At 71.6% G+C, this 26993-nt stretch carries 30 protein-coding genes; 12 read left to right on the forward strand and 18 right to left on the reverse strand.

Annotated features, from left to right (window positions below; all coding sequences use genetic code 11):
* The first annotated feature begins 132 nt into the window (after positions 1-132).
* The 3 genes from AMIS_RS34565 to AMIS_RS34575 all read left to right on the forward strand — a co-directional run bounded on the left by AMIS_RS34565 (position 133) and on the right by AMIS_RS34575 (position 3408).
* The gene (locus AMIS_RS34565) at positions 133-492 is read left to right on the forward strand and encodes a YraN family protein (RefSeq protein WP_014447115.1); all 360 of its coding nucleotides are present in this window, start codon (positions 133-135) and stop codon (positions 490-492) included.
* The gene (locus AMIS_RS34570; protein WP_014447116.1) at positions 492-2063 is read left to right on the forward strand and encodes a YifB family Mg chelatase-like AAA ATPase; all 1572 of its coding nucleotides are present in this window, start codon (positions 492-494) and stop codon (positions 2061-2063) included. The genes AMIS_RS34565 and AMIS_RS34570 overlap by 1 nt, the downstream gene beginning before the upstream one ends.
* A gap of 127 nt (positions 2064-2190) precedes the next feature.
* Entirely contained in the window at positions 2191-3408 is a 1218-nt protein-coding gene (locus AMIS_RS34575; RefSeq protein ID WP_157435175.1) for a DNA-processing protein DprA, read from the forward strand.
* A 150-nt stretch (positions 3409-3558) separates the two neighbouring features.
* On the opposite strand, the gene AMIS_RS34580 is transcribed toward AMIS_RS34575, so the two are convergent.
* Entirely contained in the window at positions 3559-3744 is a 186-nt protein-coding gene (locus tag AMIS_RS34580) for an AlpA family phage regulatory protein (protein WP_051042615.1), read from the reverse strand.
* A 572-nt stretch (positions 3745-4316) separates the two neighbouring features.
* On the opposite strand from AMIS_RS34580, the gene AMIS_RS34585 reads away from it, so the two are divergent.
* The 3 genes from AMIS_RS34585 to AMIS_RS34595 all read left to right on the forward strand — a co-directional run bounded on the left by AMIS_RS34585 (position 4317) and on the right by AMIS_RS34595 (position 6826).
* Positions 4317-4565 carry a hypothetical protein gene (locus AMIS_RS34585; RefSeq protein ID WP_014447119.1) on the forward strand — a complete coding sequence of 83 codons (249 nt, stop codon included), beginning with the start codon at positions 4317-4319 and terminating at the stop codon, positions 4563-4565.
* Positions 4566-4685: 120 nt separating this feature from the next.
* Positions 4686-5621, forward strand: coding sequence for a tyrosine recombinase XerC (locus AMIS_RS34590; protein ID WP_014447120.1), 936 nt, complete (start codon positions 4686-4688; stop codon positions 5619-5621).
* A 17-nt stretch (positions 5622-5638) separates the two neighbouring features.
* Entirely contained in the window at positions 5639-6826 is a 1188-nt protein-coding gene (locus tag AMIS_RS34595) for an aminotransferase class V-fold PLP-dependent enzyme (protein WP_041830254.1), read from the forward strand.
* A gap of 210 nt (positions 6827-7036) precedes the next feature.
* Here the strand turns inward: AMIS_RS34595 and AMIS_RS34600 are convergent, their stop codons facing one another.
* From AMIS_RS34600 to proS, 13 genes are all read right to left on the reverse strand, one after another.
* The gene (locus tag AMIS_RS34600) at positions 7037-7693 is read right to left on the reverse strand and encodes a murein hydrolase activator EnvC family protein (protein ID WP_014447122.1); all 657 of its coding nucleotides are present in this window, start codon (positions 7691-7693) and stop codon (positions 7037-7039) included.
* A gap of 72 nt (positions 7694-7765) precedes the next feature.
* Complete coding sequence (locus AMIS_RS34605; protein ID WP_014447123.1) at positions 7766-8089, reverse strand: DUF2469 domain-containing protein; 324 nt, start codon at positions 8087-8089, stop codon at positions 7766-7768.
* Between the two features lie 22 nt (positions 8090-8111).
* Complete coding sequence (locus tag AMIS_RS34610; protein WP_014447124.1) at positions 8112-8957, reverse strand: ribonuclease HII; 846 nt, start codon at positions 8955-8957, stop codon at positions 8112-8114.
* On the reverse strand, positions 8957-9469 hold the full coding sequence (locus AMIS_RS34615) for an NUDIX hydrolase (protein ID WP_014447125.1): 513 nt from the start codon (positions 9467-9469) through the stop codon (positions 8957-8959). The genes AMIS_RS34610 and AMIS_RS34615 overlap by 1 nt, the downstream gene beginning before the upstream one ends.
* 42 nt (positions 9470-9511) lie before the next feature.
* Positions 9512-10174, reverse strand: a complete 663-nt coding sequence (gene lepB / locus AMIS_RS34620; protein ID WP_014447126.1) for a signal peptidase I — start codon at positions 10172-10174, stop codon at positions 9512-9514.
* A complete protein-coding gene (gene lepB, locus AMIS_RS34625) occupies positions 10171-11064 on the reverse strand; it encodes a signal peptidase I (RefSeq protein WP_014447127.1) in 894 nt (297 codons plus the stop codon). Before lepB (AMIS_RS34625) ends, lepB (AMIS_RS34620) begins: the two co-directional genes overlap by 4 nt.
* Before the next feature lie 167 nt (positions 11065-11231).
* Positions 11232-11588 (reverse strand): 50S ribosomal protein L19, encoded by a 357-nt coding sequence (rplS, locus tag AMIS_RS34630; protein ID WP_014447128.1) that lies wholly within the window; start codon positions 11586-11588, stop codon positions 11232-11234.
* Positions 11589-11707: 119 nt separating this feature from the next.
* Positions 11708-12472 (reverse strand): tRNA (guanosine(37)-N1)-methyltransferase TrmD, encoded by a 765-nt coding sequence (trmD, locus tag AMIS_RS34635; RefSeq protein WP_014447129.1) that lies wholly within the window; start codon positions 12470-12472, stop codon positions 11708-11710.
* Entirely contained in the window at positions 12469-13035 is a 567-nt protein-coding gene (gene rimM / locus AMIS_RS34640) for a ribosome maturation factor RimM (RefSeq protein ID WP_172666709.1), read from the reverse strand. The genes trmD and rimM overlap by 4 nt, the downstream gene beginning before the upstream one ends.
* Before the next feature lie 6 nt (positions 13036-13041).
* Positions 13042-13299, reverse strand: coding sequence for an RNA-binding protein (locus AMIS_RS34645; RefSeq protein WP_014447131.1), 258 nt, complete (start codon positions 13297-13299; stop codon positions 13042-13044).
* A complete protein-coding gene (gene rpsP / locus AMIS_RS34650; RefSeq protein WP_014447132.1) occupies positions 13277-13789 on the reverse strand; it encodes a 30S ribosomal protein S16 in 513 nt (170 codons plus the stop codon). Before rpsP ends, AMIS_RS34645 begins: the two co-directional genes overlap by 23 nt.
* A 172-nt stretch (positions 13790-13961) precedes the next feature.
* Complete coding sequence (locus AMIS_RS34655; RefSeq protein ID WP_014447133.1) at positions 13962-14609, reverse strand: DUF402 domain-containing protein; 648 nt, start codon at positions 14607-14609, stop codon at positions 13962-13964.
* Between the two features lie 2 nt (positions 14610-14611).
* Positions 14612-16018: a proline--tRNA ligase gene (proS, locus tag AMIS_RS34660; protein ID WP_014447134.1), complete on the reverse strand. Its 1407-nt coding sequence runs from the start codon at positions 16016-16018 to the stop codon at positions 14612-14614.
* Between the two features lie 81 nt (positions 16019-16099).
* Here proS and AMIS_RS34665 point away from each other — a divergent pair, with 81 nt between their 5' ends.
* The 4 genes from AMIS_RS34665 (at position 16100) to AMIS_RS34680 (ending at position 19984) form a co-directional block, all read left to right on the forward strand.
* Positions 16100-16591 (forward strand): SigE family RNA polymerase sigma factor, encoded by a 492-nt coding sequence (locus AMIS_RS34665; RefSeq protein WP_014447135.1) that lies wholly within the window; start codon positions 16100-16102, stop codon positions 16589-16591.
* Positions 16581-17975 carry an outer membrane protein assembly factor BamB family protein gene (locus AMIS_RS34670; protein WP_014447136.1) on the forward strand — a complete coding sequence of 465 codons (1395 nt, stop codon included), beginning with the start codon at positions 16581-16583 and terminating at the stop codon, positions 17973-17975. The genes AMIS_RS34665 and AMIS_RS34670 overlap by 11 nt, the downstream gene beginning before the upstream one ends.
* Positions 17976-18048: 73 nt before the next feature.
* A complete protein-coding gene (locus AMIS_RS34675) occupies positions 18049-18579 on the forward strand; it encodes a SigE family RNA polymerase sigma factor (RefSeq protein WP_014447137.1) in 531 nt (176 codons plus the stop codon).
* Positions 18569-19984: an outer membrane protein assembly factor BamB family protein gene (locus AMIS_RS34680; protein ID WP_041830255.1), complete on the forward strand. Its 1416-nt coding sequence runs from the start codon at positions 18569-18571 to the stop codon at positions 19982-19984. Before AMIS_RS34675 ends, AMIS_RS34680 begins: the two co-directional genes overlap by 11 nt.
* Here the strand turns inward: AMIS_RS34680 and AMIS_RS34685 are convergent, their stop codons facing one another.
* From AMIS_RS34685 to AMIS_RS34700, 4 genes are all read right to left on the reverse strand, one after another.
* Positions 19985-21061: an amidohydrolase family protein gene (locus tag AMIS_RS34685; RefSeq protein ID WP_014447139.1), complete on the reverse strand. Its 1077-nt coding sequence runs from the start codon at positions 21059-21061 to the stop codon at positions 19985-19987.
* A 25-nt stretch (positions 21062-21086) separates the two neighbouring features.
* Positions 21087-21689, reverse strand: a complete 603-nt coding sequence (locus AMIS_RS34690) for a Uma2 family endonuclease (protein ID WP_041831584.1) — start codon at positions 21687-21689, stop codon at positions 21087-21089.
* Positions 21690-21770: 81 nt separating this feature from the next.
* Complete coding sequence (ffh, locus tag AMIS_RS34695) at positions 21771-23324, reverse strand: signal recognition particle protein (RefSeq protein WP_014447141.1); 1554 nt, start codon at positions 23322-23324, stop codon at positions 21771-21773.
* 62 nt (positions 23325-23386) lie between these two features.
* Positions 23387-23617, reverse strand: a complete 231-nt coding sequence (locus AMIS_RS34700; protein ID WP_041831585.1) for a hypothetical protein — start codon at positions 23615-23617, stop codon at positions 23387-23389.
* Positions 23618-23855: 238 nt separating this feature from the next.
* Between AMIS_RS34700 and AMIS_RS34705 the strand changes: the two genes are divergently transcribed.
* Together AMIS_RS34705 and AMIS_RS34710 are read left to right on the forward strand one after the other, a co-directional pair.
* A complete protein-coding gene (locus AMIS_RS34705; protein WP_157435176.1) occupies positions 23856-25583 on the forward strand; it encodes a stealth family protein in 1728 nt (575 codons plus the stop codon).
* 21 nt (positions 25584-25604) lie between these two features.
* Positions 25605-26867 carry a nucleotide sugar dehydrogenase gene (locus tag AMIS_RS34710; protein ID WP_014447144.1) on the forward strand — a complete coding sequence of 421 codons (1263 nt, stop codon included), beginning with the start codon at positions 25605-25607 and terminating at the stop codon, positions 26865-26867.
* The last annotated feature ends 126 nt before the right edge of the window (positions 26868-26993 follow it).

Genomic DNA, 26993 nt, shown 5'->3' on the forward strand with positions numbered 1-26993 from the left:
GGTGACCGACCGGACCGCGGGCCATCCCCCGGCGCATAACACACCGGTTCGGGTATCGGCCGGCAATCCACATCGGCGCCCCGTCCACAGCGCCCCGGACGGCCCGCCGGCCGCCGTGCCACGGTCCGCCGCATGACGACTCAGCGACGAGCGGTCGGCGCCTACGGCGAGCGACTCGCGGCCCGGCACCTGCAGGACAGCGGCCTCGTGCTGCTGGACCGCAACTGGCGCTGCCCGGACGGCGAGGTCGACCTGATCCTGCGGGACGGCGACGACGTGGTCTTCTGCGAGGTGAAGACGCGGCGCACGGCGACCTTCGGTCCGCCGGCCGCCGCGGTCAGCGGACGCAAGGTTCGCAAGCTGCGGCTTCTGGCCGCGCGATGGCTGGCCGAGACAGGGGTACGCCCGAAGCAGGTCCGCTTCGACGTGGTGGAGGTCCTCCCGCAGCCACGGGGCGCCACCCGTGTCGTACACATCAGGTCGGCGTTCTGATGAGCTACGCACGCGTGCTCTGCGCCGGTCTGGTCGGCGTGACCGGCCATCTGGTCGAGGTGGAGGCGGACCTCTCCAACGGGCTGCCCGCCCTGGTGCTCACCGGCCTGCCGGACACCGCGCTGCACGAGGCCCGCGACCGGGTCCGAGCCGCCGTGCTGAACTCCGGCCGGGAGTGGCCCAACCGGCGCATCACGGTGAACCTGCTCCCGGCCGGCCTGCCCAAACACGGCAGCGGCTTCGATCTGGCGATCGCCGCGGCACTGCTCGCCGGCGCCGGCGAGCTCCCACCGGCCCGGCTGGCCGGCGTCGCGCTCCTCGGCGAGCTCGGCCTGGACGGCACGGTCCGCCCGGTCCGCGGCGTCCTGCCGATGGTGGCCGCCGCCGCCCGGGCCGGCGTGACCCGGGTGATCGTGCCGCTGGACAACGCCCACGAGGCGTCGGTGGTCCCGGGCGTGACGGTCCGCGCGGTCGAGTCACTGCACCGCCTGGTCGACTTCGTACAGGGGAACGCACCCCTGCTCGACCCACCACCCGCGGTGCCCTCGCCGCCGCAGCGCCAGCCGGACCTGGCCGACGTGTCCGGCATGCAGACCGCTCGGTATGCGCTGGAGATAGCGGCAGCCGGCGGCCACCACCTGGCATTGATCGGTCCACCCGGAGCCGGCAAGACCATGCTCGCGGAACGCCTGCCGTCGATCCTGCCGGAACTGGACGACGACGCGGCACTCGAAGTCACCGCCCTGCAGTCGATCGCCGGAATACTGCCGGTCGGCGGCGGGCTCGTCCGCAGGCCACCGTTCCAGGCGCCCCACCACAGCGCCAGCATGGCTTCCCTGATCGGCGGCGGCCCCGGCCTGGCCCGTCCCGGCGCGATGTCCCTCGCCCATCAGGGCGTCCTGTTTCTCGACGAGGTTCCGGAGATCGCTCGCAGCACGCTGCAAGCCCTTCGCCAGCCACTGGAGAGCGGAAGGGTCGTTCTGGCCCGGACGCGAGGCACCACCGAGTACCCGGCACGGGTCCAACTCGTCGCCGCCGCGAATCCCTGCCCGTGTGCGACCGCCGCCGGCGATCAGCACTGCATCTGCCCGGCCACCGCGAGACGGCGTTACCTGGGAAAACTGTCCGGCCCGTTGCTCGACCGGATCGACATCAAGGTGACGGTTCAGCCGCTGCGGGCGGTTCAACTCACCGATCTGTCCGTGCCGGCCGAGTCGTCGGCCGTCGTCGCCGACCGGGTGGTCCGGGCACGCGAGAACGCCCGGGCTCGCTGGGCTCAAGCCGGATGGCGGCTCAACACCGAGGTGCCGGGACCCGCGCTCCGACGCCGGCCGTGGGGGCTGCCGCCGCCCGACACCGCGTTGCTGAGGGCGGCCCTCGACCGCGGGGCGCTGTCGGCACGCGGCTTCGACCGGGTGTTGCGCCTGGCCTGGACGATCGCCGACCTGGACGGCCGTGACCGCCCCGCGAAGAGCGACGTTGCGGAGGCGTTCCAGATGCGCATGGGCGACATCTCCGACTCAGACCGACCGGCGACCCCGAACGGAGACCACGATGACGACGAACCCTGAACCCGAGCTGGGCCCCGCGCCCGGGGCAGAGAAGCACGCCCATGCCGGCTCGGCCGGCACAAACGACAAATCCGGCGAACCTCGTGCTGAGGACCGTTCGCGCGCAGGTCGGCCCGGCGCGATCGGTATGGGCGAGGGTGACGCCGGCGTGGGAGGGGGCGGCCTTCCGAGGACCTCGACCGACCGGGATGAGGATCGGCTTGCGCGGGTGGCTCTCACCTGGCTGGTGGAGCCGGGGAACCGGACCGTCTGGGGACTGGTTCAGCAGGGTGGCGCGGCGGCGACGCTGGACCTGCTGCTTCGCGGGGATCTGCCGGACGGGCGGCTTCGGGCCGCCGCCGCCGCGCGGGCTGCGGTCGGGGACGCGCGACGGTTCGCCGAGGCGGCATTGCGGCGCGGGGAGAAGCTCGGCGCCCGGGTCGTGGTGCCGTCGGATCCGGAGTGGCCGGGGCGGGTGGCGGACCTGGCGCGGCTGGAGTTGCGCACCGGCGGGCGGGTCAATCAGGACACCCGGCCACCGCTCTGCTTCTGGGTGCGTGGCGGACTGCCGCTGGACGAGGCGTTCGAGCGGTCGGTGGCGGTCGTCGGGGCGCGGGCGGCCACCGGGTACGGAACCCATGTTGCCGGCGAGATGGCGTACGCGCTCGCGGACCGGGGCTGGACCGTGGTGTCGGGTGGCGCGTTCGGCATCGACGCGGCGGCTCATCGTGGTGCGCTGGCGGCCGGGGGCCGTACCGTCACGGTCCTCGCGTGCGGGGTGGAACGGCCCTATCCGGCCGGCAACGTGGCGTTGTTCGAGCGGATCGTGGAATGCGGGCTGATCGTGAGCGAGTGGCCGCTCGGCGCGGAGCCGCTGCGCCACCGGTTCCTGATCCGCAACCGGGTGATCGCGGCGGCGACCGCCGGGACCGTGGTGGTGGAGGCGGCGGCCCGCAGCGGCGCCACCCAGACGATGAGCCGGGTGCTGGCGCTGAGCCGGCCGGCGCTGGTGGTGCCGGGACCGGTGACCTCGGCGATGTCGGTGGGCTGCCACGCGATCCTGCGCGGCAATCCGTACGCCCGGCTGGTCACGTCCGCCGACGACGTGCTCGAGGAGGTGGGGCGGATCGGCGAGTACCTGAGCGAGCGGCCACGCGGCCCGGATCGCCGGCGGGACGCGCTGGACGAGGAGTCGGCACTCGTCCTGGAGGCGGTGCCCCGGCGCGGGACGTCCACTCCGGAGGAGCTCGCGGCGGCCGCCGGGCTGGACCTGCGGACGGTGCTACGGCGGCTCTCGCTTCTCGAGCTGGCCGGCCTGGTGGTCCGGAGGGAGGATGGCATCGCGCTAGCCCTTGACGCGCTGTAAAGCCCCGCAGGAGTGAATTTCCGGAGCTGTTCCGACGCTTCGCCGCACGACTTCGGCCGGCCTCGCCCCGTGCCGGCGGTCACTTCTCGACCGTACGCCGGCGGGGTGGCCGGTGGATCACACGCCGCGGAAAAGGCGGCGCGGGCGGGGTCAGTCCTCGGAGTCGTCCAGGTCGCGGCGATGGACCTTCATCCATGCTTCGACGTCCTCTGTCAGCCAAACCTTGCCCTGAGCGAGGTCTGCGACAGGCTTCGGAAAGTCAGCGCGACTGGTGATCTGGTAGGCCCGCTGCCGGCTGACTCCGCCCAGCCGGATGCGAATCTCGTGTGCGCCCATGAGGCGGATCGGCTTCACTCCCACATGATCGACCGTAGGCGCGAGACTATTAGTCGATAATCAAGTTGTTCTGAGACAGCTAGTCCCGGAGCAACCTAAAGTGGCTCCATGCCTAGTCGCTTCACGCCTACCACCCCGGTGCCGGATTCTCCCAGGCACCGCCGCGATTGGCGCACGCTCTGGCGGCGCTGCATCTGCGGCCTCCGCGCCCCGTGCATCGACGCCCGGCTGACATTACGCCCGCCGCCGCGCCCGCCCGCAGCCGCCGCGCCGCTCCCGCCCCCGCCTCCGCCTCCGGTCCCCCGGGCCGCCGCCGCACCGACTCCGCTCCCCCGGCCACGCCGTGCCACTCCACAGCAGCCGGTCCCGCCACCACCGCCTCCGCCACCACCCGACGCCCGCACCGGCGAGGACGCCGAACCGGCCGGCGGTGGCGCGGCTCCCCGGTCGCCGCGCCACGAGTCGAACGTGGGGCGCGCCGGCCATCTGACACCGGCGCAGCGTCATCGCGCCAATCAGGGTTCGCCCGCGAAGTACCGGCGGGACATCCCAGGACAACCCGGAGGGACGCCATGACGCCGAGCGACCACATGCACGAGCGACCACAGTGGGACTGCCGCGCCTGCGGCCTCCCCTGGCCGTGCCCGACCGCCCGCGCCGGTCTGCTGGAGGAGTACCGCGGTTTCCCGTCGCTGCTCAAGGTCTATCTGTCCACGCAGATGTACGACGCTCTGGACGACATGATGGCGGACGGCGGAGCGCCACCCGATCTCTACGACAGGTTCCTCGCGTGGGCCCGCAACCGCCCGCAAACCCCCTGACCGCCCGGAAGAAGCCCGCGCCCCCGTGGCGTGTCGGCCCGCGCTGATCCGGGGTGAGCCGTCCTTGCGCAGCGAGCCATGGGGGTGAAGCTAGGCCCGGGGTACGACGAGAATGGGCGCATGCGTATCCGCCTGCTGCACGAAGCCCTCCCGCCGCAGCTGCGCGAGGCGGTGGACGACTTCGGGCACCACCTGGCCGGCGTGGAGAACCGTTCCGAGCACACCGTGCGCGCCTATCTCGGCGACGTCGTCTCGCTGCTCGATCACGCCGTGCGCGAGGGCCGGACCACGCTCGCCGAGCTCGACATCACGGTGCTCCGTGGCTGGCTGGCGGCTCGATGGGGCAGTGGCGCCGCCCGTACCTCGCAGGCGCGCCGGGCAGCGGCGGCACGCGCGTTCACCGGCTGGGCCCACCGCAGCGGCCGCGCCCCCGCCGACCCGGGCACCCAGCTCGCCAGCCCGCGCGCCCACCGGGACCTGCCCTCGGTGCTCCGCGCCGACCAGGCCGAGGCGCTGATGAGCCCGCCCCCGAGAAATCCGGCGAAGCCCGGTCCCGAGGAGGTACGCGACCGAGCCGTCCTCGAACTCCTCTACGCCACCGGCATCCGGGTCTCCGAGCTCTGCGGCCTGGACCGCGCCGACGTCGACCACGGAAGGCAGGTCGTCCGCGTCTTCGGCAAGGGCGCCAAGGAACGGGCCGTCCCCTACGGGCATCCGGCCCGGGACGCGCTCGACGAGTGGCTGCGGGCGGGCCGGCCGGAACTCGCCGGACGACAGAGCCGGGACGCCCTCTTCCTCGGTGTGAAGGGCGGCCGCCTGCAGCCGACGGTGGTGCGCCGGATCGTGGCCGACGCGGCACGGTCGGCCGGCCTGCCGCACACCAGTCCGCACGATCTGCGGCACTCGGCCGCCACCCACCTGCTGGACGGCGGCGCGGACCTGCGCGCGGTGCAGGAGCTGCTCGGCCACAGCTCACTGTCGAGCACACAGATCTACACCCATGTGTCGACCGAGCGTCTGCGCGCGGCGTTCAAACAGGCACACCCGCGCGCCTGAGGACGTACGATCCGTTCATGAGCGCCGATGATCCGCCCCGGTCCATTCCGGGCGCTCGCTTGATGTTCTCGCTGGACCCGTCGGTGTCCTATCTGAACCACGGCTCGTTCGGCGCCGTCCCGATCACCGTGCAGCGCGCCCAGCAACGGCTGCGCGACGAGATGGAGGCGAACCCGCTCCGGTTCTACGGCACCGGCCTGCTCGACCGGGTGGTCCACACCCGACGGCATCTGGCCGCCTTCCTCGGCGCCGACCCGGACGGCAGCGCGCTGATGCCGAACACCACCGCCGCGATCTCACTGGTCCTGCAGTCGGTCCGCTTCGAGCCGGCCGAGGAGGTGCTGCTCACCGATCACGGGTACGGGTCGGTGGCGCTGGCGGTCCGGCGGGAGTGCCGGCGCACAGGTGCCACCGCGCGCACCGTGGCGATTCCGCTCGGCGCCACGAACGCCGAGGTGGTGAGCCGGATCCGGTCCGCTCTGCGGCCCGGCCGGACCCGCCTGCTGGTGGTCGATCAGATCGCTTCGGCGACAGCCACCACCTTTCCGGTACGGGACATCGTGGCGGCCGCCCGCGAACATGACATCCCGGTGCTAGTCGACGCAGCGCACGTGCCCGGGATGCTGCCCGTCGACGTCGCCGCGATCGGGGCCGACTTCTGGGTGGGCAACCTGCACAAGTGGGGCTGGGCGCCGCGCGGGACGGCCCTGCTGAGCGTCTCAGCGCCGTGGCGGCGGCGGATCGATCCGCTGGTGGTCTCCTGGGAGCAGGAACAGGGTTATCCGCTCTCCGTCGAATTCCAGGGGACGATCGACTACACGCCGTGGCTGGCGGCGCCCACGGGCGTCTTCACGCTCCGGACACTCGGATGGGAGTCGGTCCGGGAGCACAATGCGGCTCTGGCCGCGTACGGGCAGAGGGTCGTCGGTGCGGCCCTCGGCCTCGCGCCCTCCGATTTGCCGGTCCCCGGCGGACCGGGGATCGCGATGCGGGTGGTGCCGCTGCCCGCGGGACTCGCGACGACCACGCCGGAGGCGATCGCCCTGCGCCAGCGGATCTCGGACAAACTGGCGACGGAGACCGCGATCAACGCGTGGGGCGGTCGTGGGTTGCTGCGGCTGAGCGCGCAGGTCTACAACCGCCCGGAGGAGTACCTCCATCTGGCCGAGCATCTCCCCGCCCTGCTGGCCGAACACCAGCGCTAGCGCGCCCGCCCGGCCCGGCCCGGGGCAGCCGGTATCGGCGGCAGCACGACGGCCGGACGACCGCGATGGCATCACCGGCAACGCGACAGCCGAACGGCCGGGATGGCATCACCGGCAACGCGACAGCCGGACGACCGCGATGGCATCACCGGCAGCGCGACGGCCGAACGACCGGGGTGGCATCGGCGGCAGGCGGGCGGACGGCCGGGTTCAGAGGGGCAGGAGCCGGACCCGGCCGAGGCCGAGCAGGGCGAGCGGGTCGAGGTAGTCGCCGCCGCGGCGCAGGCCCCAATGCAGGCAGACCGGCTCGGGGCAGCCAGGGTGACCGATTTCGATCGTGCCGAGCGGATCACCGGCCGCGACCCGGTCGCCGGCTGAGACGGTAGCGGTGACCGGCTCGTAGGTGGTGCGCAGGCCGCCCGCGTGCGCCACGCTGACCACCCCGCGCCCGGCCACCCGGCCCGCGAAGACGACCACGCCGGGGCCTGCTGAGCGGATCGTGGCGCCCGGCGACGCTCCGAGATCGACGCCGCGGTGGCCGGGGAGCCAGCGCTCCGGCGGCGGGTCGAAGCGCCGCAGCACGCTCGGCGGCGCCAGCGGCCACCGATAGGCGGCCGCTCGCAGGCGAGCCACCGGGCCGAGGCCGACGGCCGGACGCCGACCCGCGACCGGATGCACAAGGCCGACCGGATGCACCAGGACGACCGGATCAGGCACGGCGGCCCGATGCGCTGAGGCGACCGGATGCGACGAGACGATCTGACGCGACGAGACGACCGGATCAGGCGAGGCGGCCGGACGCTCGGGAGCGACCGCACGCGCCGGCCCGAGCGGCAGCATCAGCAGAACAGCGAGGAGAAGCGCCATGCCGGCCAGCGTGCCCGGCTGCCACCCCGCCCGCGACCGGCCCTGTGGACGGGCCGGCGCTGTGGAAAACCGCTATCCGCCGAAACCGGCGTCGTCCGGCAGCGAGATGTCCGGCTTCTCCAGCTCCTCGACGTTCACGTCCTTGAACGTCATCACCCGCACGTTCTTCACGAAACGGGCCGGACGGTACATGTCCCAGACCCAGGCGTCGTGCATCTCGACCTCGAAATACACCTCGCCGTCGGAGTTGCGCACGTGCAGGTCGACCTGGTTGGCCAGGTAGAACCGGCGCTCGGTCTCCACCACGTAGGAGAACTGGCGGACGATGTCGCGGTACTCCCGGTAGAGCTGCAGCTCCATCTCGGTCTCGTACTTCTCGAGATCCTCTGCGCTCATCGTTTCTCGCCCTCCATGGCCCTTATCTTCCCCCACCGACGCCGGTGGCTGAGGCTTGTCCGCCCGACGCCACGCCGACGGTACCCTCAGCCGCTTCCGGAAGCAGCAGCGGCTCGGTAACGGCTGCGTCGAAATTGGCGGCCGTGCTCGCGTCAGCGGTGTCGAAGAGCGTCGCCGCGGCCGGTCCGGCGGGACGGCGCGCGCGGGGCGGCCGGTTGCCGCGCCCGGATGCGGCGGCCACATTGACGTACGAGAACCGGTGCTCCGCGCACGGCCCGTGCTCGCGCAGCGCGGCGGTGTGGTCGTCGGTGATGTAGCCCTTGTGCACGGCGAAACCGTACGCCGGGTACCTGTCGTGCAGCTCCACCATCAGGCGGTCCCGGGTGACCTTGGCGAGCACGCTGGCCGCCGCGACGCAGGCGGCGACCCGGTCGCCTTTCCACACCGCGAGGCCCGGCCCGCCGAGGCCGTCCACCGGGAAGCCGTCGGTCAGAACGTAATCCGGGCGGACCGTCAGCGACGCGAGCGCGCGGCGCATCGCGGCCAGGTTGCAGACGTGCAGCCCACGCGCGTCGACCTCGGTCGGCGGGATGATCATCACGGACCAGGCGAGCGCGCGCGCCACCACCTGGTCGTAGACCCTCTCCCGGGCGGCGGCGGTGAGCAGTTTCGAATCGGCCAGCTCGGGGATCTCGCCACGCTTGCCCTCGGGCAGGATCGCGGCGGCCGCCACGAGCGGACCGGCGCAGGCGCCCCGGCCGGCCTCGTCGGCGCCGGCCACGTGCCGGAAGCCGCGGCGCTGCAGCGCCTGCTCGAGCGCGTAGAGCCCGGCCTCACGCCGGATCACCGTGCGCGGAGGAGCCAGCATCAAGAATCCTTCCCGGCGGCGTCACCAGCGACATCAGCGGCAGCGCCCGAAGCGCCGGCGGCGCCCGAAGCGGCAGCGCGCACGAGGCCGGCCAGGCCGACCGGGAAGATCTGCTCGCTGCTCGCCTCGATCTCGGCAGTCGACCACCAGCGGTGCTCGGTGATGGTGAGCTGCTCGGTCACGTCCATCCCGGCCGTGTCGACCTGCCACTCGGCCACCCGCAGGACGAAGAACTCCTGATCCTGCCGGTACTGACTGCCGTCGAACTCGAACTCGGTGACCTCGCTCCAGACCGGCTCGCCGAGGTCGCCGGCCGCCGCGCGCAACCCGGTCTCCTCGAAGAGCTCGCGGGCCGCCGCCTCAGCGACCGTCTCGCCGGGCTCCAGGCCCCCACCGGGAGTGAACCACCAGTGCAGGCCGGGACGGGCCGGGTCGCCGCCGTGCAGCAGCAGAACACGCCCCGCCCGGTCGAGCAGCAGGACGCGCCCGGCACGGCGGTCGATCACGGTCACGGAACCAAGCCTATTGCGCTCCGGGGCACCTCGGCGAATCGGTCACTTGCCGGCGGCGTTCGGAATCGCGTCGTACTCGTCCGGCACGGAGAGCCAGGTGGCCCGCCCGGCCGGCCAGAAGATGGTGAACGCGCGGCCGACCACCGAGTCGATCGGCACCGTCGCGTCCTGCAGCTTGCCGGCCTCATCGGTCGCGGTGCTCTGCTCGTAGTGCTCCAGGGAGTCGCCGGACGCCTCGCGGTGGTCGCCCATCACCCAGAGCCGGCCCGCCGGGACGGTGATGTCGAAGTTCTGATCGGCGACCTGGTTGCGGGTGCCGTCGGACTCGGTGTAGATGTACGGCTCGTCGAGCGAGACGCCGTTGATCATCAGGCGCTGCTCGTTGTCGCAGCAGACGACGTTGTCGCCGGGGGTGCCGATGACCCGCTTGATGAAGTCCTCGCCCTCGGTGCCGGACTGCCACTCGGTGGGCGCCTTGAAGACGAGGATCTCGCCGCGGCGCGGGTCGCGGAAGTCGTAGACGAGCTTGTTGACCAGGACCCGGTCCCACACGTTGAGGGTGTGCTCCATCGACGGGGACGGGATGTAGAACGTCTGCAGGACGAAGGCGCGCACCAGGACCGCGACGAGGATCGCCACACCCAGCAGAATGGGGAGTTCGCGCCAGAACGAGCCGCGGCGCTTTTCGGTCTGCTCGTCAATCACGCTCGGAGCCTACGTCGTCGAGTCACGAACGACATGCCGGAACGCGCGGATAAAACAACACCGAGCAGAAGCGGCAGCACCTCGGTGGCGACCATCGGGCCCTCCGCGCGCGGCCGGACAGCCGGGCCCGCGGCCGCCGTCGGATGGTCCGCCGCGAACTGTTTCCACACGTCAGGAACGGTGAGGTTGGTGAACCGGTCACTCGGCCAGACCACCACGAAGGCGCGGCCGATGACGTTCTCGATCGGCACCGGACCCTGGCACCGGGCATCCTGCGAGACCGACCGGTGGTCGCCCATCACGAACATCTGCCCGGCCGGCACGGTCACCTCGGTGAACCGGCGGCTGGTGCACTGGCCGGCGATCGGAGGCTGGTTCAGGTCCGAGTTGAAACCCTCCGCGATGTACGGCTCGTCGATGCCGATCCCGTTCACCGTGATCCGGCCCTGATCGTCGCAGCAGGCGACCTTGTCACCCGGAAGACCGATCACCCGTTTGATGAAGTCGCGCTCGCCGGGTCGGCTGACGCCGACCAGGTCACCGATCGTGCGGCCGAGTTTCGCGAGGAAGGTGTTGCTGACCGTCTCGGTCACCTCGGGGGCCCAGTCGTCGGTCCCCCGGAACACCACGATCTCGCCGCGGAGCGGGTCACGCATGTCGTAGACGACCTTGTTGACCAGGACCCGGTCCTGGATCAGCAGCGTGTTCTCCATCGAACCGGACGGGATGTAGAACGCCTGGACCAGGAAGGTGCGGATGAGCACGGCCAGGCAGAACGCCACCACGAGCAGCAGCGGCAGCTCCTGCCAGAGCGGCATCTCCTTGCGCCGGATCACGCCCCGGCGCCGTCGGGACGGCCGATAGCCTTCCATCGGTTCCACGCTTCGCATCTCCTGCCGTCGACCCGGCCGAACCGCCCCCGGATACAGCACTACCGCCCGAGTTTCCCGGCTAGGGAAAGTTACGGGCGGTAGGACTGGAAAGGTTCACCAGAACCGTCCGGCACGAGCGCAAGCGTAGTTCGCCCGCGCCCATCCGTGCCGGACCGTCTCGGTCGTCAGACGGACTGCTTCTCCCGAAGCTCCTTGATCTTGGCCTTCTTGCCACGGAGCTCACGCAGGTAGTAGAGCTTCGCCCGGCGCACGTCACCGCGGGTGATGACCTCGATCCGGTCGATCGCCGGGCTGTTGAGCGGGTAGGTCCGCTCGACGCCGACACCGAAGCTGATCTTGCGGATCTTGAAGGTCTCGCGCAGGCCGGCACCCTGGCGGCCGATCACGACGCCCTGGAAGACCTGGACACGGGAACGGTTACCTTCGACGACCCGGGCGTGCACCTTGAGCGTGTCACCGGCGCGGAAGTCGGGAAGGTCGGTGCGCTGCGACTGGGCGTCGAGAGCGTCCAGCGTGTTCATCGCTGCATCCTCGTACTAGAGGCGCACCGGAAGTCGGTGCGCGGCGGGTGATTCTGATCTTCTGCAACTCCGGAAGATCCTCGTCTCGCCCCGCGGCGCGGGTGGAGACGGCAACCTCACTACTCTGCCACATCCTGGCCGGGGATCTGAAATCCGCCCTCGACCAGCGCCTTCCGGTCCTTCTTGTCCAGTTTTTCCGGAGGGTAGGCGGCCCACATGTCCGGCCGCCGGGACGCGGTCCGCACCAGGCTCTGCTCACGCCGCCAGCGGGCGATCCGGCCGTGGTCGCCGGAGCGCAGCACGTCCGGCACCTCGCGGTCGCGCCAGGACTGCGGTTTGGTGTAGACCGGGGCCTCCAGCAGGCCGGCCGCGTGCGACTCCTCGGTCAGCGACTCGGCGTTGCCGAGCACGCCGGGCAGCAGCCGGGTGATCGCTTCCATGATCACGATGACCGCGACCTCGCCGCCGAACAGCACGTAGTCACCGAGGGAGACCTCGCGCACCGGCATCCGGTCCGCCGCGTCGTCGATCACCCGCTGGTCGATGCCCTCGTACCGCCCGCAGGCGAAGACCAGGTGGTCCAGCTCGGCCAGCTCGTGCGCGTCGGCCTGGGTGAACGGCTTGCCGACCGGGGAGGGGATCACCAGGGTCGCGCCCGGAGCGGCGACCGCGTCCAGGGCCTCGCCCCACGGCTCGGGGCGCATCACCATGCCGGGACCGCCGCCGTACGGGCTGTCGTCCACCGTCCGGTGCACGTCATAGGTCCAGGTGCGCAGATCGTGCACGGAGAGGTCGAGCGTCCCGGTCGTCCGCGCCTTGCCGATCAGCGAGAGGTCCAGCGGTGCGAAATAGTCCGGGAAGATCGAGATGATGTCGACCTTCACAGATCCAGCAGGCCTTCCGGGAGATCGACGATCACACGGCCGCCCGCCAGGTCGACGGTCGGCACGATCGCGGTGACGAACGGGATGAGCGCCGTCCCGCCCTCGGCCTTCTTCAGCACGATCAGGTCGGAGGAGGGCGCGTGGTCGATCCGCGACACGGTGCCGTGCAGCGTGCCGTCGGCAGACTCGACCCGCAGCCCGACCAGCTGGTGGTCGTGGAACTCCTCGGGGTCCTCCGGCGGCGCCAGATCGGCGCTGTCCACCTGGAGGAAGACTCCGCGCAGCGCTTCGGCGACGTTGCGGTCGGAGATGCCCTCGAAGACGGCGATGCCGCGGCCCTGATGCCAGCGGATCGACTCGAGGGTGAGTTGTTTCGGAACTTCGAACGGGACGCCAGGAGCCGGAGCGCCCGCCGGGCCGGCGTTCACCCGGCGGTCCCGGGGGACCTCCGTGATGAACACCGACCCGGCGGTGAAGCGTTCCTCGGGCTCGTCGGTCCGCACGACCACCGAGACCTCGCCCCGGATGCCGTGCGGTTTACCGATCTGGCCTACGACGAGCAGCATCGATTAATACGCGTCGACGATGTCTACGCGAATGCCGCGACCGCCGATCGACCCGATCACCTGACGCAGGGCCTTGGCCGTCCGGCCGCCGCGCCCGATGACCGTTCCCAGGTCCTCCGGGTGCACGCGAACCTCGAGCCGCTTGCCGCGGCGCGAGTCGACCAGCCGGACCCGGACGTCGTCCGGGTTGTCGACGATGCCCTTGACGAGGTGCTCCAGCGCGGGCCGGAGCGCCCCGTCAGCTCGCGTCGGCGCCGGCACCGGCCGGGTCCTGTGCAGTCTCGGCGACAGCCTCGCGGTTCGGCTCGGCCGGGTCGGCGGCCTTGGTGTCGGCCGGGCGAGCCTCGGCGACCTCCGGAGCAGCGGCCTTCTTCGACTTCGGCGTGGTGGCCGGCTTGGTGTCGGCGACACCGGCAGCGGCCTTCGCCTCTTCCTGGTAGATCTCGGTCCGGCTCTGCTTGCTCGGCGCGACGAGCAGGGGCGGCGGGGCCGGCAGACCCTTGAACTGCTGCCAGTCGCCGGTCTTCTCGAGAATGCGCTGCACGGCCTCGCTCGGCTGCGCGCCGACGCCCAGCCAGTACTGAACGCGGTCGGACTTGACCTCGATGACCGAGGGGTGTTCCTTCGGCTGGTAGATGCCGACGTACTCGATGGCGCGGCCGTCGCGCTTGGTGCGCGAGTCGGCGACGACGATGCGGTACTGCGGGTTGCGGATCTTGCCCATCCGCAGGAGCCGGATCTTAACGGCCACGGTGTTTTCGCTCCTGATGACTGCGTGGGTGAGCCGACCGGAACCCACGTGGGGATGCGGGACCGATGCCTCGTGGACTGGCGGTGCGATCAGGGGTTAGAGGGCGCCTGACGCATGCCGGATACCAACAAGCCATTCTGCCAGATGAACCCGGCCGGATCCCAACCGGGTCTCACCGCGCCGCCGGGCGGTCCCACCCCGGCGGGACCTCGCGTGGCACGGGCCAGTCCGGGCCGGGCTGGAAATCGGTCCAGGTGCCGTCGAACGGGAACTCGCCGGCCTCGATCTTCTCGATCACGCGGCGACCCTCCGCCCGGACCGCGTCCGGGTCCGGCACCCAGTAGTGCTCGGGCAGCGCCAGGCGCTCGGCGAACTCGTCCTCGTCCTTCCAGCGCCAGGTGCGGTCCGGCGCGGCCACCACGTCCAGGTCCTGGTCCATCACGTCGACGCCGGCCACGTCACCGTCGTCCCAGCGGACACCGTGCTCCTCGAGGTTGACGTACCACTCGCGGAACACGCCCTCGTCGGTGCGGAAGAACCAGACCGAGTGCTCGCCCTCGGCCGGCAGGAACATCAGGATCCCCGGCCCGGACCAGGTCGTCGGGACCAGGCGGCGGGCACAGACGGACCAGTCGGCGAACGACATGTCCCGCACGCCGCGGCCGTCCACCGCCGTCTCGTTGAGGACGGCCGAGCCGCGGGCCAGCCAGAGGAGCAGCCCGCGGTCGTCGTCGGAGATCACCCGGCAGGGCCGGACGTGGACCAGCCGGGACCCCGAGAAGTTTCGGTAGAGGACCGGCCGGCCCGCGTGGAAGACCATGCTCAGTACGAGCGGCCCAGGTACGCGATCAGGTCCGGTTCGTCGTCCGACTCCGGCATCGAGCCGTCCTCGCGGGTCAGGCAGCGGACGGTCACCGCCTTGCCGTTCGCCTCCTTCTCACCCGCCTCGCCGACCGCCGACCACGGCACCCGGGCGAACCCGGTCTGCGCCGCCTCGAGCGCCTCGGCCAGCGTCTTCACGTCGAACGTGCGCTCCTCGCGGAACGCCAGCGCGTCGTCGTACAGGCGCTGCTGGTCGGCCTTGAGAGCGCTGGTGACCGCGCCGGTCACGTCGGCGAGCGCGATCGGGGACTTGGAGCCGTCGATCCGGCGGGCCACTGTCACGTTGCCGGTCGCGAGGTCCCGCGGGCCGACCTCGACGCGGATCGGGATGCCCTGCAGTTCGGCGTCGACAGCGCGCCGGCCGAACGGGATGTCCGCACGGTCGTCGAGCTTCACCCGTACCCCCGCGGTGGTGAGCTCGTCGCGGAGCTTGCCCGCCGCTTCCGCGACGCCCTCGCCGGCCTTGACCACCATGATCTGCACCTGGATCGGCGCGGCACGCGGCGGAAGCCGCAGGCCGTTGTCGTCACCGTGGACCATGATCAGACCGCCGACCATCCGGGTCGAGGTGCCCCACGAGGTGGTCCAGGCGTGCTCGACGGTGCGCTCGGCCGACGAGTACGTGATGTCGAACGCCTTCGCGAAGTTCTGCCCGAGCTCGTGCGACGTGCCCATCTGCAGCGCCTTGCCGTCGCCCATCATGGCCTCGACGGTCATCGTGTTCGTCGCGCCGGCGAACCGCTCGCCCTTCGTCTTGCGGCCGGGGATCACCGGGATCGCCAGGAACTCCTCCATGAACGCCTGGTAGACGTTGCGGTGGATGTCACGGGCGTGCTCACGGGCGTCCGCCTCGGTCGCGTGCGCGGTGTGGCCCTCCTGCCAGAGGAACTCGGTGGTCCGCAGGAACGTGCGCGGCCGCAGCTCCCAGCGCACCACGTTGGCCCACTGGTTCAAGAGCAACGGCAGATCACGGTACGAGTCGACCCACTTCGCCATGAACTCGCCGATCACGGTCTCGCTGGTGGGACGCACCACCAGCGGCTCGGCGAGCTCCTTGCCACCGGCGTGGGTGACCACGGCCAGCTCCGGCGAGAAGCCCTCCACGTGATCGGCCTCGCGGCGCAGGTAGTTCTCCGGGATGAAGAGCGGGAAGTACGCGTTCTGTACGCCGGCCGCCTTGATCCGGGCGTCCATGTCCGCCTGCATCCGCTCCCAGACGGCGTACGCCACCGGACGGATCACCATCGTCCCGCGCACCGGGCCGTTGTCGGCGAGCTGCGCCTTGGCGATCAGGTCCTGGTACCAGCGGGGAAAGTCCTCCGCACGGGGAGTGAGCACGCGAGCCATGAGGAGACATCCTAGTCTCGGCCGGCATGCAACCCGGCGGGTGGGCGTCCCGTGTCCCTTTACGTCAAGGACGGGGGACGGATGGACTTCGACGCGTTCTACCGGGACACCTCCCGGCGGCTCATGCGTTACGCGTACGGCCTGACCGGTGATCCGGGTGAAGCGCAGGACCTGGTTCAGGAGGCGTACGCGCGGGCGTGGCAGCGCTGGCGGCGGGTCTCCGCCTACGAGGACCCGGAGGCCTGGCTGCGACTCGTGGTGAACCGGCTCTCCGCGGACCGCTGGCGGCGGCTCTTCGTGCGCCGCCACCACGCCGCGTCCGCGCCACCGGCCCCGGCCGTCCCGCCACCCTCCGACGACGTGGTCCTGCTGGTCCGGGCCATGCGGACGCTGCCGGCCGCGCATCGCCGGGCGCTGGCCCTGCACTACCTGCTGGACCGGTCCGTCGCCGAGATCGCGGCCGAGACCGGCGCGTCCACCGGCACCGTCAAGTCCTGGCTGTCCCGCGGCCGGGCCGGCCTGGCCGCCGCCCTCGGCCACGATTCACCGGAAGGAGCCCGCCGTGTCCGCTGATCTCGACGACCTGTTCACGGCACTGGGCCGGCACTGCGACGCGCTGCCCCCGCCCGGGGTCGCGGACGCGCGCCGCCGGGGCGCCGCCCGCCGGCGGAACCGTGCCCTGGCCGCGGCCGCCGCGGTGCTGCTGGTGCTGGCCGGCGCCGGGGTGGTGACCTGGCAGCGGCGGCACGCCGAACCGATCCTGCCGGCGACGACCCCGGCCCGGATCCGCGGGATGGCGCCGGTCGGCGAGCCACTGCGCCTGCCGGCCGGGTCCACGTGGACGAGCGCCCGGATCTCCGGGACCCATGTGTACGGTCTGGCCGGCGCCCCGGACAGCCGGGTGCAGGCGCTGGACGCGGCGACCGGCGTGACCACCTGGACCGCCGCCACGCCACCGTCCGCGGCCGCGCTGACCGTGACACCCCGCGCCGTCCTGCTCCGTGGCGACGACGGCTGGCGGTTCCACGACCCGGACACCGGCGCGGTCCTGTGGACGCCAGCCATCGGCGACCGCTGGCGTGTGCTGTCACACACCGACGTGGCGCTGCTCGTGGACCTCCGCAGCGGCGATCTCGCCGGACACGACATCGTGACCGGCCGGAAGCTCTGGACGGCGTCCGGCGGCGGCCACCCGCTCCAGGGCCTGAACGTGATGCGGACCGCGGCGGACGGCGCGGACTTCGCGCCCTACGGCACCGGTGATCGGGACACCCCGTTCACCGACGACCGGCTGATCCTGGTCACCGAGAAGGGCGACGTGGTGATCAGGGACATCCGGACCGGCAGGGTGCGCACGACCGTGCCGGCCGCGCGGCCGGACGTCGGCGGCGTGACCGGGTACGAGGGCATCGTCTACACCACCGACCGGGTCGACGGCCGGATCAGCATCCGTGCCACCGACACGGACGCCGGCACCTCCGCGATCGTCTACCGTCGCGGCGCGGCGCAGACCTTCTTCCCGTGCGGGCCGCGGCGCCTCTGCGTCTACGAGGAGCAGCAGTCCGGCATGGTCCTGCTGCTGATCGACGTGACCGACGGGCGGATCCTCCGGGAGACTCCGGCACCGCGCGGGGCGGGAGCCGGCGCGGCCCGCAACGGGCGTGTCGCGACCTCGATCACGGTCGGATCGGATTCCTGGACGGTGGTGCTCGACGAGAACGGCGGTCAGCTGGCCGAGGCGCCCGGCGCGGGCGGCTTCATCGACGACGGCAACGTGCTGGCGCTGGTCCGCGATCCGGCGACCGGCCGGTTCACCGCACGGGCGATCTCCGGTGTCGACGGCCGCACGATCGACCTCGGCGAGATGCCGGAGATCTCCGGCGGGTGCGACTGGAACGCCGACTACCTGACCTGCCCGACCGGCTCCGAGCTGTGGACCTGGAAATTCGAGCGCTGACCCCGCAACCGATCGGCGCGGCCCGTCGTGTCTGATCCCCGGAGAGGGCGGACCCTCCGGAGGGTGCGGTGAGATGACGGGGACCGATGACTTCGACGCGTTCTACCGGGACACGTCGCGGCGGCTGACGCGGTACGCGTTCGGGCTGACCGGTGACGCCGGGGCCGCTCAGGACCTGGTCCAGGAGGCGTACGCGCGGGCCTGGCAACGCTGGCGGCGGGTCTCCGGATACGAGGACCCGGAGGCCTGGCTGCGGCTGGTCGTGAACCGGCTCTCCACCGACCGGTGGCGGCGGGTGTTCCGGCGTCGCGCCCACGACGCGGCGCAGGCGCCCCTGCCGCCGGCCCCGCCCCCGTCCGAGAACACCGTGCTGCTGGTCCGCGCGATGCGGGACCTGCCGCCGGCGCATCGGCAGGCGCTGGTCCTGCACTACCTGATGGACCGGACGATCGCCGAGATCGCCGCCGAGACCGGCGCGTCCACCGGCACCGTCAAGTCCTGGCTGTCCCGCGGGCGCGCCGGCCTCGCCGTCGCGCTCGGCGCCTCCCCAGGAGAGACCGAGACAGCCGGGACGAACAGGGAAGGAGCTCGCCGTGCCCGCTGATCTGGACGAGATGTTCGCCGACCTGAGCCGGGACGGCGACACGGTCCCGGTGGCGCCGGCCGAGGTGGCGCGGCGGCGCGGCGCCCGGCGCAGCCGCAACCGGGCCGTGGCCGCGGCACTCGCCACGCTACTGGTGATCACCGGTGTGGGCGCCGCCGCCTGGCAGCGCGGCCATCGGACCGAGCCGATCCTGCCGGCCACGCCGAACTCCCCGATCCGGGGCCTGGAACCCCTGGGAGAGCCGCTCGACCTCGGTGCCGACCGATACTGGAACCACCCGGTCCTCTCGCAGGGCCGGCTGTTCGCCGTCTCCGTGCCGGCCGGCGCGGGCGTCGACGGCCGCGCGAACCGTGGCGTGGCGGCCGACGAGCGGACCGGTGACATCCTCTGGAGCACCCCGGACGAACTGGGCGGCACCGACATCCCGGTCCCGATCGCGGGCACCGTGCTCCTGCGCGAGGCCGCGACCCGGCCCGTCATGCACCTGCTCGACCCGGCCACCGGCGCGGAACACTGGTCGCTGGTCCACGAGCTCGACGACGATCTGGTCGTCCACCCCGATGTGCTGGTGCGGGTGCACGCCGCCGACGGACTCACCGAGGGCCTCGACATGCGCACCGGCGAGCGGCTCTGGTCGGCGCCGGGCGGCGCCGACCGTCCCAGGTTCACCGCGGGCATTGACGCCGGGTCCGGGAGACAGAGCTGGGGCCTGAGCAACAACCAGCCGTTCAGCGACGGATACATGTTCCAGCAGTTGACGAGCGGCCGGATGCTGATCCGGGACGTCCGTACCGGGGAGGTGCGCAACCGCATCGCCAAGGTCCTCAACAGCCAGAGCGGGCTCACCACGGTGCACGACGGGATGGTGGTCTGGCCGGTCGGCGACGAGATCCGGACGGCCGTGCTCGGCGACGACGGCACGTCCCGGGTGATCCACACTCTCGAACCCGGCCGGGAGCCGCAGGACATCTTCGGGTGCGGGCCGGGCCGGATCTGTGTGAGCGACACCGAGTCCGCGCTGGTGGCGGTCGACGTCGCCTCGGCACGGGTGCTCTGGACGGCACCGGGAGGCAACACTTTCGGCGGCGGCAGTGCCCGGGCCGGCCGGACGCTCACCACCGGCACCCGGGGATCGGCACTGCGCGACGAGACCGGCCGTGTGCTCTTCCAGGGGTCGGAACTCGGCTGGGTCGACGACGGGAACCTGCTCGTCTTCCAAGTGGAACGGGACAGCCCCCGGGTGACGGCCGTCGCGGTGTCGGCCGTGGACGGCACGCGGACCGTCCTGGGCGAGGTCCCCGGCGGCGCGGTGCGGCCCGGCGCCGGCGCCAACTGCGCGTGGAGCACCACGACGCTGGTCTGTGTCGACGAGTCCCGGCTGATCCGTTACCGGTTCACCCGCTGATCATTTGATGACGGCGCCGCGCAGGACGATCCGGCGCGGCGCCTTCACCACGCGCAGGTCGGCGCGGGGGTCGGCGTCGTAGACCACCAGGTCGGCCAGGCCACCCTCGACCAGCCCGGGGAAGCCCAGCCACTCCCGGGCCTTCCAGGACGCCGAGGCCAGCACGTCCGCCGCCGGGATGCCGGCCTCGTGCAGGTAGAGCATCTCGTCGGCGGCCAGCCCGTGCCGGATGCCACCACCGGCGTCGGTGCCCACGTAGATCGGGACGCCGGCCTCGTGCGCGGCCAGCACCACGGACGGGAACCGGTCCCGTAGGTGGATCATGTGGTCCGCGTACCCGTCGAACTTGCCCCGCGCCGAGTCGGCGATCTTGCCGAAGGTCCGAATGTTGATCATCGTGGGCACCAGGGCGGTCCCCCGCCGGGCCATCTCGTCGATCAGATCGAGGCTGAGACCGGTGCCGTGCTCGACCGAGTCCACCCCGGCCCGCACCATGATCTCCACGCCCTCCTCGGAGAACGTGTGCACCGCCGCCCGGGCGCCGGCCGCGTGCGCCGCCTCCACCGCTGCCGCCATGGTCGCTGCGTCCCAGCTCGGCGCCAGGTCACCGACCTCCCGGTCGATCCAGTCGCCGACCAGCTTCACCCAGCCGGTGCCGGCCTTGGCCTGCGCGGTCACCACGGCGGCCACCTCGTCACCGGCCACCTCGACACCGATGTCCCGCAGGTACCGCCGGGGCGCGGCCACGTGCCGCCCGGCCCGCGCGAGGCGCGGCACGCCCGGTTCGTCATCCAATTCCGGGTACGGGTACGGCGAACCCGCGTCCCGCAGCGCCAGAACTCCCGCGTCCCGGTCGATCACCGCCAGTTCACGGGCCTGGTCGACGCTCTCGATCGGCTTCGCGCCGTACGCGATCCCGAGATGGCAGTGCGCATCGACCAGACCGGGCACGACGAACCCGCCGTCACTGATCGTCTCGGCCCCGGCCACCGGCTCGTAGGTGACCCGATCCCCCACCAGCCACAGATCCCGGACCTCACCGTCGGGCAGAACCGTCCCGCGCACATGCAACGCCATAGGACAGTCCTACCTGATCAACCGTTCAGTTGTCCGGCCGGGCCACCGCACGAATCCGGTCCCGCCGTCGCGTCCATGCCGGAAGGTCGAGCGTGATCCGCCACGGCCGATCGACCGTGACCAGCTCATCGGTCTCAAGCAGCTGCTGGTAGTCCCCGCCGGGACCGAGCGCGAACTGCGTGAGCGTCACGCGCTCGGCCAGCGGGTCGACGATCCAGTAGTTCCGGATGCCGACGTAGGCGTACTTCTTGAGCTTGCCGTCGCGGTCGTACTTCTTCGACGACTCCGAGACAACCTCGACGACGAGCGGCACGTCGCCCGGCTTGACCGGCGACTTGCCCGCGCCCTCTTCGCGGATCAGCACCACGTCGGGGTGAAGCTCATTGCGCCGGTCCAGCAGAACCGCCTGTTCGCCGTTGACAAGCACGTCCTCCGGACAGTGCTCCTCTGCCGCAACAGTGATCCTGTGCGCGATGAACTGATGGATGGGCAGGGCGAGGGGGGACAAAACGAGCCTTCCGTCGATCAACTCGTAGCGGAGATCCTCGGGAAGGTCCGCGATGTCGTCGACGGTCAGGTCGTCTCGCTTCAGCAACTCCTCGACATCGGCGTGCAGGGCGATGCTCATCGACGCCTCCTCCATGGGATTCACCCCCACAGTACTAGTCGCTGAGCACCTAGCGCCATGCCACCATTGAGCGATTACCGCCTAGCGATTGTCGTCCTTCGGCTTGTTCAGCTTGTTGAAGTCGAGTTTCGGCAGCTTGAAGCCGGGCGGCATGCCGCCTCCGCCCAGCGCGTTCGGGTCCAGGCCCGGCGGCAGCTGGGGCATCCCGCCCGGGAAGCCGGCCGGCATCCCGCCGCCGGCGCCGCCCACGCGGGGACGGTTGCCGCCCTTGGTGCCCTTGCGCTTGTTCTTCGGGCTCTTCGTCGCTTTCCGGCGGGTGCCGGGCAGGCCCATCATGCCGCTCATCTGCTTCATCATCTTCTGCGCGTCGGCGAAGCGGTTGAGCAGCTGGTTCACGTCCATCACGGTGACGCCGGAGCCGTTCGCGATGCGCACGCGGCGCGACGCGTTGATGATTTTCGGCGTGGTGCGCTCCTGCGGCGTCATCGAGCGGATGATCGCGGTCACCCGGTCGAAGTGGCTGTCGTCGAGCTCGGCCAGTTGATCCTTCATCTGGCCCATGCCCGGCATCATGCCGAGGATGTTGGCGATCGGGCCCATCCGCCGGACCGCGATCAGCTGGTCCAGGAAGTCCTCCAGCGTGAACTGCTCGCCACCGAGCAGCTTGCTGGTCATCTTCTCCTTCTGATCCTCGTCGAACGCCGCCTCTGCGGTCTCGATGAGGGTCAGAACGTCACCCATGCCGAGGATCCGGCTGGCCATCCGGTCCGGGTGGAAGACGTCGAAGTCCTCCAGTTTCTCACCGGTGGAGGCGAACAGGATGGGCTGGCCGGTGACGTGCCGGACGGAGAGCGCGGCGCCACCCCGGGCGTCGCCGTCGAGCTTGGAGAGAACCACGCCGGTGATGCCGACGCCGTCGCGGAACGCCTCGGCGGTCTGCACCGCGTCCTGGCCGACCATCGCGTCGATGACGAAGATGACCTCGTCCGGGTCGACCGCGGCGCGGATGTCGGCGGCCTGCTGCATCATCTCGGCGTCGATGCCGAGGCGGCCGGCGGTGTCGACGATGACGATGTCCTTCGCCGTCCGCCGGGCGTGCTCGATCGAGTCCTTGGCGACCTGCACCGGGTCGCCGACGCCGTTGCCGGGCTGCGGAGCGTAGACGTCCACCCCGGCACGGCCGGCCAGGACCTGGAGCTGGTTCACCGCGTTCGGCCGCTGGAGGTCGGCGGCGACGAGCAGCGGCTGGTGGCCCTGCGACTTGAGCCAGCGGGACAGCTTGCCGGCCAGCGTCGTCTTACCGGAACCCTGGAGACCGGCCAGCATGATCACGGTAGGCGGCTGTTTCGCCAGCTGCAGGCGCCGGCCCTCGCCACCGAGGATGGTGATGAGCTCCTCGTGGACGATCTTGATGATCTGCTGCGCGGGGTTGAGCGCCTGGGAGACCTCGGCGCCGCGCGCCCGCTCCTTGAGGCTGGCGATGAACGCCTTGACCACCGGCAGCGCGACGTCCGCCTCCAGCAGCGCGAGACGGATCTCGCGCGCGGTGGCGTCGATGTCGGCGTCGGTGAGCCGGCCCTTGCCGCGGAGCTTGGTGAAGATCCCGGACAGGCGGTCACTCAAGGTGTCAAACACGGATCGACTTCCCGTTGGCTAGGTGTTGGCGTTGCCGCAAGCCTAACCGCACCGCTCACCGCTCACCGGTTCCGCATGCGGTACGTCCGCGCCGCCGCCTCGATCCGCCGCTGGGTGCGGGTGCCGGGCGCCAGCGAACGCTTGAGCCGGCTGTAGAGGAACGCCCCGCCGCCGACCACGAGAGCGCCCACGATCAGGTAGTACAGGAAGCCGCCGAGCAGTGAGCTGACCACCCAGCCCACCACGATCACCCCGGCGATCAGCGCTGCCAGAAACGCCACTGCCTTACCCATCTCGGCCTCCTGCCGTAGTCGGATCGCGCCCTCCACGATGCAACCCCGAGGCAACCGCCCGCATCGGCCGTGACCCCGATCCGTTCCCCTAAGGGTGGGACCGCTCGCAAACGGTCACCCGGCACCCGCGAAAGGCGTATACCGCAGTTAAAGGGTGCAACTCCTGATATAGACCGCAACTTCCGTCTCGTTCGGTGCGTTAAGCGCGTCGGCGGACATGCGGCGAAAGGACCACGGCGTGACCCTGCGGCAGATCCTGCGGCTGACCCCCTGGTCGGTCCGGCGACGGATCTTCACGTCGGCCGAGCGACACCTGTTGCCCCGTGTCGCACCGGAACGGCGGCTGCGCGTAGCCCGTACCCTGATGCCTCTCGACGCCGCACCCGTGGCGGGCCACAGGCGCGGCACCCGGGCGCGAGTGAGCACCGACGCCGCGCCCGTCGCCGTCCGCCGGGAAAACCTGGACCGGGTCGTCCGGGCGTTCGACGCGGCCGGGATCGACTGGTTCCGGCTGCCGGCCTCCACACCCCTGCGCACCGCCGTCGCGGTGACCGAGAACGATCGCGACAGGGCACTCGCCCTGCTGCGCGAGCTGGCCCGCCGCGACCACGGCCGGCTCCGGACCGTGCTGCGGCCCGGCCGGCGCGCCGAACCCCGCGTCGTTGAGGTCTGCTGGCCGGTCACCGATCCGGGTGCGAGCATGCTGCTCGGCGACGACTACGCGTGCGAGATCGAGTTCTGGCGGGCGAAGGGCGACCAGCTGATCGCGCCGCGCGGCAACCCGGTGGCCGACACGGTGCCGGCCGGCGAACCCGCGGTGATCGCACCCGAGACGGCCTTCGGACCGTTCAGCTCCCCCGACGACGTGACCGGTTACCGCACCCGCGCGGTCTTCACCGCCGTCGACCCGGACCGGATCGACTTCCCGATCGACGTGGTCTACACCTGGGTCGACGGCGACGACCCGGCCTGGCAGCGCCGCAAGGCCCGCGCCCTGGACGCCAACCCGTGGGTCGCCGGGGTCAACCCGCAGGCCACCAACGACTCCCGGTACACCAGCCGCGACGAGCTGCGCTACTCGCTGCGCTCGCTGCACTGCTTCGCGCCCTGGGTACGCCGGATCTTCCTGGTCACCGACGACCAGGCACCGGACTGGCTGGACCGCGACCACCCGCGGATCACGCTGGTCAGCCACCGGGAGATCTTCGGCGACACCGGCACGCTGCCGACGTTCAACTCGCAGGCGATCGAGTCCCGGCTGCACCGGATCCCCGGGCTCGCCGAGCATTTCCTCTACCTCAACGACGACGTGATCCTGGGCCGGCCGGTCACGCCCGACCTGTTCTTCACGCCGGGCGGGCTGACCAAGTTCTTCCCGTCCAAGGCCCAGGTCGACCTCACCCCGCACGCGCCCGGCGACCGGCCCGCCGACTCGGCCGCCAAGAACAACCGGCGGCTCATCGAGGAGGCCTTCGGCCGGGTGCTGACCCGCAAGATGAAGCACACCCCGCACCCGTCCCGGCGCAGCGTGATCGCCGAGATCGAGCAGCGGTTCGCCGGTCACGTGGCGTCGACCGCGGCACACCAGTTCCGGCACCCGGACGACGTGTCGCTGCTCTCCTCGCTCCAGCAGTACTACGCGTACCTGACCGGGCGGGCCGCCAAGGGCCGGATCCGCTACCTCTACACCGACCTGGCCGAGCCGGTCACGCCGCTGCGGCTGGCCCGGCTGCTGCGCGAGCGCGACACCGACGCGTTCTGCCTGAACGACGTGGACACCGACAGCGCCGCGGTGGCCGACCAGGAAGCGCTGCTCGCCGACTTCCTTCCGCTGTACCTGCCGTTCGTCTCGCCTTTCGAGTCGCGCGGGCCACGCGCCGGGACGGCTCCGGCCGCGCCGGCCATCGCCGCGCCGCGCCAACCGCTTCCGGGCCGCGACGACGTGGCGCTGCCGCCCGTCGCCTGAGCTTTTCTCAAGGAGATCCGCATGAGCTACGACGTCGTCATCCTCGGACTCGGGTACGTCGGGCTGCCGCTCGCGCAGCAGGCCACCCGGGCCGGCCTCTCCGTCCTCGGCTTCGACGTCGACGAGACGGTGGTGCGCGCGCTCGGCGACGGCCGGTCCCACGTGGACGACCTCAGCGACGACGACGTGGCCGCGATGATCGCCGACGGCTTCCTGCCGACCACCGACGAGACGCTCATCGCGCAGGCGCGGACCGCGGTGATCTGCGTGCCCACCCCGCTCTCCGAGGGCGACGGGCCGGACCTGCGGGCGGTCCTCGGCGCGACCTCGGCGGTCGGGCGCAACCTGCGGCCCGGCATGCTGGTGGTGCTGGAGTCGACGACGTACCCGGGCACCACCGACGACGAGGTCCGCCCGCGGCTGGAGCAGCTCTCCGGGCTCACCGCCGGCATCGACTTCCACCTGGCGTTCTCCCCGGAGCGGATCGACCCGGGCAACGAGGTGTTCGGCGCGCACAACACCCCGAAGGTGGTCGGCGGGTACACGCGGGGATGCACGGCGGCCGCGGCCGGCTTCTACGGCCGGTTCGTCGAGACGGTGGTCCAGACCCGCGGCACCCGTGAGGCGGAGACCGCGAAGCTGCTGGAGAACACGTACCGGCACGTCAACATCGCGCTGGTCAACGAGATGGCCCGGTTCTGCCACGAACTCGACATCGACCTCTGGGACGTGATCCACGCGGCGTCCACGAAGCCCTTCGGCTTCCAGGCGTTCTATCCCGGCCCCGGCGTCGGCGGCCACTGCATCCCGATCGACCCGAACTACCTCTCCCACAACGTGCGCAGCAAGCTCGGCTATCCGTTCCGCTTCGTCGAGCTGGCGCAGGAGATCAACACCACCATGCCGGCCTATGTCGCCCGGCGAGCCCAGAATCTGCTCAACGCGGACGGCCAGGCGGTGCGCGGCGCGACGGTCCTGCTGCTCGGCATCACCTACAAGGCCAACATCGCCGACCAGCGCGAGTCCCCGGCCGCACCGCTCGCCCGCCAGCTGGCCGCCCTCGGCGCCACCGTCGCCTACCACGACCCGCACGTCCGCACCTGGGACATCAGCGGCGTCCCGGTCTCCCGCACCGACGACCTGGAGGGCGCGGCCGCCTCAGCCGACCTGGTGATCCTGGTCCAGAACCACCGCGAATACGACGCCGACCACCTGGCCCGCATCGCAAAACGCTTCTTCGACACCCGCGGCGTCACGACAGCACGCGAGGCCCACCGCCTCTGAGCTTTCCCGGGTACGCCTCGGCACCTCCCACAGCCGCACCCACCCCGTCCCGGGGAGTCCGGACGCGGCGCGCTGCCACGCCATCTCTCCGGCGCGCCGCCGGCCCCGTGCCCTCCCGAGCGCCCG

Source organism: Actinoplanes missouriensis 431 (assembly GCF_000284295.1).
Taxonomy (GTDB): Bacteria; Actinomycetota; Actinomycetes; order Mycobacteriales; family Micromonosporaceae; genus Actinoplanes; species Actinoplanes missouriensis.

What these genes read in the sequence shown, in the direction of transcription:
- AMIS_RS34575 (WP_157435175.1), top strand. Translation starts at nt 2,191, where the DNA reads ATGGGCGAGGGTGACGCCGGCGTGGGAGGGGGCGGCCTTCCGAGGACC.
- lepB (WP_014447127.1), bottom strand. Translation starts at nt 11,064, where the DNA reads ATGCGAAGCGTGGAACCGATGGAAGGCTATCGGCCGTCCCGACGGCGC.
- AMIS_RS34655 (WP_014447133.1), bottom strand. Translation starts at nt 14,609, where the DNA reads ATGGTCTTCCACGCGGGCCGGCCGGTCCTCTACCGAAACTTCTCGGGG.
- AMIS_RS34685 (WP_014447139.1), bottom strand. Translation starts at nt 21,061, where the DNA reads ATGGCGTTGCATGTGCGCGGGACGGTTCTGCCCGACGGTGAGGTCCGG.
- AMIS_RS34710 (WP_014447144.1), top strand. Translation starts at nt 25,605, where the DNA reads ATGAGCTACGACGTCGTCATCCTCGGACTCGGGTACGTCGGGCTGCCG.
- AMIS_RS34700 (WP_041831585.1), bottom strand. Translation starts at nt 23,617, where the DNA reads ATGGGTAAGGCAGTGGCGTTTCTGGCAGCGCTGATCGCCGGGGTGATC.
- AMIS_RS34565 (WP_014447115.1), top strand. Translation starts at nt 133, where the DNA reads ATGACGACTCAGCGACGAGCGGTCGGCGCCTACGGCGAGCGACTCGCG.
- proS (WP_014447134.1), bottom strand. Translation starts at nt 16,018, where the DNA reads ATGGCTCGCGTGCTCACTCCCCGTGCGGAGGACTTTCCCCGCTGGTAC.
- AMIS_RS34605 (WP_014447123.1), bottom strand. Translation starts at nt 8,089, where the DNA reads ATGAGCGCAGAGGATCTCGAGAAGTACGAGACCGAGATGGAGCTGCAG.
- AMIS_RS34585 (WP_014447119.1), top strand. Translation starts at nt 4,317, where the DNA reads ATGACGCCGAGCGACCACATGCACGAGCGACCACAGTGGGACTGCCGC.
- AMIS_RS34675 (WP_014447137.1), top strand. Translation starts at nt 18,049, where the DNA reads ATGACGGGGACCGATGACTTCGACGCGTTCTACCGGGACACGTCGCGG.
- rplS (WP_014447128.1), bottom strand. Translation starts at nt 11,588, where the DNA reads ATGAACACGCTGGACGCTCTCGACGCCCAGTCGCAGCGCACCGACCTT.
- AMIS_RS34570 (WP_014447116.1), top strand. Translation starts at nt 492, where the DNA reads ATGAGCTACGCACGCGTGCTCTGCGCCGGTCTGGTCGGCGTGACCGGC.
- AMIS_RS34580 (WP_051042615.1), bottom strand. Translation starts at nt 3,744, where the DNA reads ATGGGCGCACACGAGATTCGCATCCGGCTGGGCGGAGTCAGCCGGCAG.
- AMIS_RS34665 (WP_014447135.1), top strand. Translation starts at nt 16,100, where the DNA reads ATGGACTTCGACGCGTTCTACCGGGACACCTCCCGGCGGCTCATGCGT.
- AMIS_RS34690 (WP_041831584.1), bottom strand. Translation starts at nt 21,689, where the DNA reads ATGAGCATCGCCCTGCACGCCGATGTCGAGGAGTTGCTGAAGCGAGAC.
- AMIS_RS34600 (WP_014447122.1), bottom strand. Translation starts at nt 7,693, where the DNA reads ATGGCGCTTCTCCTCGCTGTTCTGCTGATGCTGCCGCTCGGGCCGGCG.
- AMIS_RS34595 (WP_041830254.1), top strand. Translation starts at nt 5,639, where the DNA reads ATGAGCGCCGATGATCCGCCCCGGTCCATTCCGGGCGCTCGCTTGATG.
- AMIS_RS34610 (WP_014447124.1), bottom strand. Translation starts at nt 8,957, where the DNA reads ATGCTGGCTCCTCCGCGCACGGTGATCCGGCGTGAGGCCGGGCTCTAC.
- AMIS_RS34590 (WP_014447120.1), top strand. Translation starts at nt 4,686, where the DNA reads ATGCGTATCCGCCTGCTGCACGAAGCCCTCCCGCCGCAGCTGCGCGAG.